Origin of the sequence: Falcatimonas sp. MSJ-15 (genome assembly GCF_018918265.1) — a bacterium.
In the GTDB taxonomy this organism is placed as follows: domain Bacteria; phylum Bacillota; class Clostridia; order Lachnospirales; family Lachnospiraceae; genus Falcatimonas.
This window is the reverse complement of sequence record NZ_JAHLQC010000037.1, coordinates 1-3,913: the sequence shown is the minus strand read 5'-3', so window position 1 is coordinate 3,913 and position 3,913 is coordinate 1. Positions and strand designations below refer to the sequence as shown.

Annotated in this window: 2 protein-coding genes and 1 pseudogene; 1 reads left to right on the top strand and 2 read right to left on the bottom strand. The window is 31.8% G+C overall.

Going from position 1 to position 3,913, the window contains the following annotated elements; translation table 11 throughout:
• The coding region (locus KQI85_RS16045; RefSeq protein WP_216577036.1) for a hypothetical protein at positions 1-1,586 on the bottom strand (1,586 nt) is incomplete at its 3' end.
• A 212-nt stretch (positions 1,587-1,798) separates the two neighbouring features.
• Positions 1,799-1,939 carry a hypothetical protein gene (locus KQI85_RS16040; RefSeq protein WP_216577035.1) on the bottom strand — a complete coding sequence of 47 codons (141 nt, stop codon included), beginning with the start codon at positions 1,937-1,939 and terminating at the stop codon, positions 1,799-1,801.
• A gap of 1,407 nt (positions 1,940-3,346) precedes the next feature.
• Between KQI85_RS16040 and KQI85_RS16035 the strand changes: the two are divergent.
• A pseudogene (locus KQI85_RS16035) lies at positions 3,347-3,913 on the top strand (hypothetical protein); the annotation flags it as partial.

The window sequence follows — 3,913 nt, the reverse complement described above, 5'->3', positions numbered from 1 at the left end:
AGTTCAGCTTCTGCAGATGCAAAAACAGAAGATTTTAATTTAGAAGAATCAACTTGTCCAGCAACAATAGCATCAGCAAGCTGTCCGGCAATATCTGATGTAAGATATGAACCTAATTCGTTAACATAAAGTTCTGTATTAGGAATATCTGTTAGTGTGAATTCATCTGAACTCTTAGGAGCAACAACAACATAACCTTTTTTCTGGAAATTATATGCTTTGTCACCATAAACAACAAAGTCACCTGTAATTTCGGTAATACCCGGTTTTAGTAACTTGGCACTAATATCTTCAGTTGTTCCTGATACCTGAGCTATTTCTTCATCAGCAACACTATATGAAGCAAAGACATCATCAAGATCAGCTGGTGAAATAGCAACTGTCTGACTTGCATTTCCTACAGTACCGATTACTGTTGGAATTGAAATATCTATGATTTTTACATCTTTATGACCTTTATCATCACCAGCATTATTCTTAGCTGTTATTGTATATGTGTCAGCTTTAGTTGCATTGAAGATACCTGTAGTTGTATCAAATGTTGCAACTGTTTTATCACCTGTTCCTTTTAACTTAATTATGCCACTTGAGCCTGCAACAGCTGTAGTTGAGCCTGTAGCAGCAGTTCCTTTAATCTCATAAGTAATATTTTCTTTTGAATTAGCAGGAGCTATAGCTGTTGTAACTTTTACATCTGATGATATTTCAGCAATTTGATTATCTAAAGTTAATGTTGCTTCAGAAACAGTTGTCATTCCACCAACAGCTGTAAATGTTACTGTTCTTGTAAATGGACTCTTTCTGCCAGCTACATATACTTCAATGTTTAAAGTTAATTTGTCAGCTCCAGCTGTTGAGTCAGGTATTTTAGCTGATTTAACTGTTATAGTATCGCCATAATTATATGTAACTGTGAAATTATCATTAACATTGTCACTAATAGCTTGAGTAGTCGAAGATGATGTGACATTAACTTTAGTGCCATTTACATATATTGCTTTACAATTTTTATTGTCAGCTCCTGAAAAGTTTATTTTGACAGTTTCAGCATTTGAATTAGTAACTGATGTACCTGCATCTGAACTACTACTTGGTGTTTCGTAGTTAATAGTTGAATTACTAACATCTAATGATACGCCTGTAACTGCGCTTGCAGATGTTACAACAATGGCTTTTTTGATATTGTCATTATTAGCATATCCATCACCAGTAGTTTCTGATTTTTTTGCGATATAATATGTTCCAGCTGCTAATGAATAAGGAATTACAAATTCATATTCAGGAGTTGATGCAACAGTAGGATGTTCTTTGGTAGTAGCTTTAATTTCACAAACAGGTTTCTTGTGAGTATTTGCTACAAGATCTGTGTCTTTACTAAATAAACCTACTGTAGTATTTTCATCCGCTGTAACACCACCTAATGTAGTAACGGATGTACCTAATGTAACTGCGTCTGTCTCTACAGTAGTAGCAGCTTCAGCAACCAATGGTTTCATCATATATGTTGGCACAACAGTAACTGCCATAGCAGCAGATAAAGCGTATGCCATAATTTTTCCCATCTGGGAACGTGTAAATTTGTTCATATCGTGACCTCCTAAAATTTAAAAATTGTGCCTGTTTTCGGCGAGTTTTTAGATATCTAAGGACCGGAGCTTTTATCCGGTAGATGTGGGTACGAATGTGAATCATTTGAGCTTTTAAATATGATAGATGCGTTTGATGTTAGAATATTAGATTCGATTAAGTTAGTAGTCTAGTAATCTTAGTTAGAATACTTGACCACAACATACTAATCTTAATCAATTAGAATACCAACATTAATCATAGCATTAATGTTAATCATAATCTTAATCCAATCAACCTCATCATATACCTGCCACGGCATATCATTTATATCTATTGCCAAAAGCTCTATCGATTCAATAATACGACACATACTTACACTACTTCATTGATAAAAATAGTTGATGAAATGTAAGAATTCTGCGTTTTATAAAATTTAATCGTAGTCTTGAGCTGGTAGCAATTCAGTATCAAAGAGTGATTTTTTTGCCTTGTTTTTAATATTTTTATTTATATGAACTAATATTTATAGCTTGATTATGCTTGTGTTATAAAGTTTATAAAATGAATATACTTTTCTTGAAAATCCCCCCCAAAAAGGGGGGGGATTTTTTCTAAAATCTGTTATATCATATAAAAGCAGTTTGGTACTGAGAACACTCAGTGCCACAGACAGGATCATTTAATTGAAGATGGCACATAAGTTTTAGTACCACCTTATCAGAGAAACGAGTCACAACTGGACTATCTTATAAAGTAAGCATTACATAGATTAAATTACAGCCGGTTCCTGTCTGAATACAGCACATCAACAGCAAAATGCTGATGCGACCGATTATTCATTCATCAAAAACTGTTCGGCTGTAGTTCATCATATAGCTTACATTTTCGTTAGCATATACTTATAAATATATGATATAAGCATATAATGTGTAAGTTAATCGTATTGAAATTTGCTTTCGGTATGTAAAAAACTGAATACTGTACCTTAACCATGACAGTTTGGTGTAATGCATATCTGTATTTTCGCCAAATATGCAAAATATGATGTAATGATAGAGCAACGCTCTAACAATGCTCTTAAATCCGTTGCTTTCTATTTTTCTAACAGTCTAACTATCATATTTGCAAAAGTCTAAATTGCTATTTATAATCTAATGGTATCACATTAATAACTTGTTATAGATAGAATCCGTTAAGGGAATATGGTGTAATAACATAAAAAACTTGACTATAAAATCATGTAAATTATATAAAAGCTGATTACGCATAAAAATTGGATGTTGAAACTAAAAATAAAGCGTATTACTACATATATTAGTATCAATTTGAATGATATAAAAATATTCAAAAATAAGTTATTACATAATATATATTCCATGTCTAATATTTCATCTTCTAAAGTGCATTACACAGAACTGTAAGTAGTTAAGGTACGAAGTAAAGCAAATTAATTATTTTAAAATCACTTCTTAATTAAGGCAAATCATATGGAATGTATCATCGGTCATTAAATTAAAAAAGGCGATGTTCTTCAAGTTCTATATTTGGAGAATATCATCTTTTTTTGATTACAAAATTTTATATTATCTAATGAGTATATAATAGTATCTTTACTACAACATGGTCAAACAGTGAAAAAGACTTAATCTTGAATACTAGCTTTAAGATTTATAACAAAGTCTATGCAACTTTCTAACATAAATAGCGAAAATATGTTTGCATATTATTTTACTTGTGATATACTATATTTAGAATAGTAAACAAGCGAGGATTTTTTATGGCTTCAACTAATGAAACAGTAGGTATTAACCGTACTTATAAAGACAGACTTTTCAGATTAAGATTTGGTTCCGAAGAATATAAAGAGGATATGTTAATTCTCTACAATGCTCTTAACGGAACTTCGTATAACAATACAGATGATATCAGGATTACGACTCTTGATGATGTAATATATATGAAGATGAAAAATGATATATCGATTCTTCTAGACAGTAACATGGTCTTGTGGGAACAACAAAGTTCAATTAATCCTAATATGCCGGCAAGAGGACTTATGTATTACGCTAATCTTTTGAGCCAGTATATTAAGACAGAACGTTACGGAATATATAACAAAAGGCTTATCCCTATTCCAACACCACAGTATGTTGTTTTTTACAATGGAACAGAAGAATATGATGCAAAAGTCAAGTTAAGACTTTCTGATGCATTCATTAATAAAAATGACAGCGGAGATTTTGAATGGACTGCCATGGTCTACAACCTTAATCCAGGCAAGAATGATACTCTTCTTGAAAAATGCAGACCTCTTAAGGAATATATGATATTCATAAACAAAGTG